Annotated in this window: 2 protein-coding genes; both read right to left on the reverse strand. The window is 40.7% G+C overall.

Annotation, left to right across the window (positions count from 1 at the left end; all coding sequences use genetic code 11):
- The coding region (locus tag AB0G52_RS41085) for a deoxynucleoside kinase (RefSeq protein WP_361344392.1) at positions 1–184 on the reverse strand (184 nt) is incomplete at its 3' end.
- 169 nt (positions 185–353) lie between these two features.
- Positions 354–1,477, reverse strand: a 1,124-nt coding sequence (locus AB0G52_RS41090; RefSeq protein ID WP_361344395.1) for a glycosyl hydrolase family 18 protein, incomplete at its 5' end; no start/stop codon positions are given.

A 1,477-nucleotide genomic window follows, 5' to 3' on the forward strand; every position in this document is an offset into this window, starting at 1 on the left:
CTAAAAAAGGGTTTTCCTCAACGATTTCCTTTAATAGGTGATACTGAAAATGGTCAGAAATCAGCTTCGCTAACGAAGTTTTTCCAACACCAATAGGACCTTCTACTGTAATAAAAGGGATATTGTTCAATGCTTGTCCCCCCAATTTATATATTAAAAAAATAAAAAAGACATATGAAGTCATTTTAACATATGAGAAGCAGTTGTGGACATAAACTATGGTTAATTAAAGCTGCATGATATTTCCTGAGAAATGTAAAAAGGTAATGCTCCTTTGTGGAACTTAATTATAAAAAAAGCTGCCCTTTTTTAAAAGGCAACTAGTTGACAGCTATTTGGCATCAGCAATAGTTTTATCTTTTTGTGACATTGAAATTAGCTGATATTAAAAGCCAGTTTTGTGGGAAGGCCAAGCCTAGCTTCCAGTAGCTTACACCCCTAATATTAAGCTCTTTGACAAGGTCAAACTTTGCCTGAATGGATCTAGCATCCTCAAACCAAACTTCATGCTGGCGTCCTTGGGCATCTGTATAGTTGAAATGTGGCGCTTGGGCATTCGTGTCATAAAGTATGGCCACGTTATTATCTGCTGCAAGTTGGATTGCACTCTGGGGGCTTACTGCCCTTGCGACAGATCCTTGAACGAAGGGAAGTGTCCAGTCATATCCATAAAGATTTTGTCCCATCATTATTTTGTTTGCTGGCATTTCTGTAATTGCATACTCAAGAACTTTACGCACTGGACCGATAGGTGAAACTGCCATCGCTGGTCCACCGCTATAGCCCCACTCATATGTCATGATTACGACAAAGTCTACAATTTCTCCGTGTGCGCGATAGTCATGGGCTTCATACCATTTTCCCTTTTGGCCTGCGCTTGTCTTCGGGGCCAAGGCTGTGGAAAGGAGCCAGCCCTCTTGAGAGAAGCGTGCTTTTGCTTTACGTAAAAATGCGTTATAAGCTTCCCTGTCTGCTGGTCTTAAATATTCAAAATCAAAGTGGATGTCTCTAAATCCGTATTTCTTTGCAGTCGATACGATATTATTTAAAAAGGTATTTTGGATTGCTTGATCATTTAATAGGATTCTTCCTAGCTCATCACTGAACTGATCATTCTCTTGATTTGTGATTACCATCATCAATACATTATTATTATTTGCTGCAATAGTAGGGAAATTGCCAAGCAGAGGCTCTTTCAGTTGTCCATTTCTAAGTGCTTGGAAGCTGAATGGGGCAAGATAGGTTAAGTATGGAGCTGCTTCTCTTGCAGAAGCCTCAAGCGCAGGAGCTACTGTAGTACCTCGCGGCTCAACATAAGCATTGAATTCTCCTGCTCTTTTCGGTTGCTGTGGTATATATAAGCGGGTTCCTGCCGCTAATGGGCTGTTTGGTGATATACGGTTAACACTAGCTAACTGTTGATACGATATTCCAAATCTTCTGGAGATAGATAATAGGCTGTCCCCTGGCTGAACCC

Source organism: Streptomyces sp. NPDC021562 (assembly GCF_040640875.1).
Classification (GTDB): Bacteria; Actinomycetota; Actinomycetes; order Streptomycetales; family Streptomycetaceae; genus Streptomyces.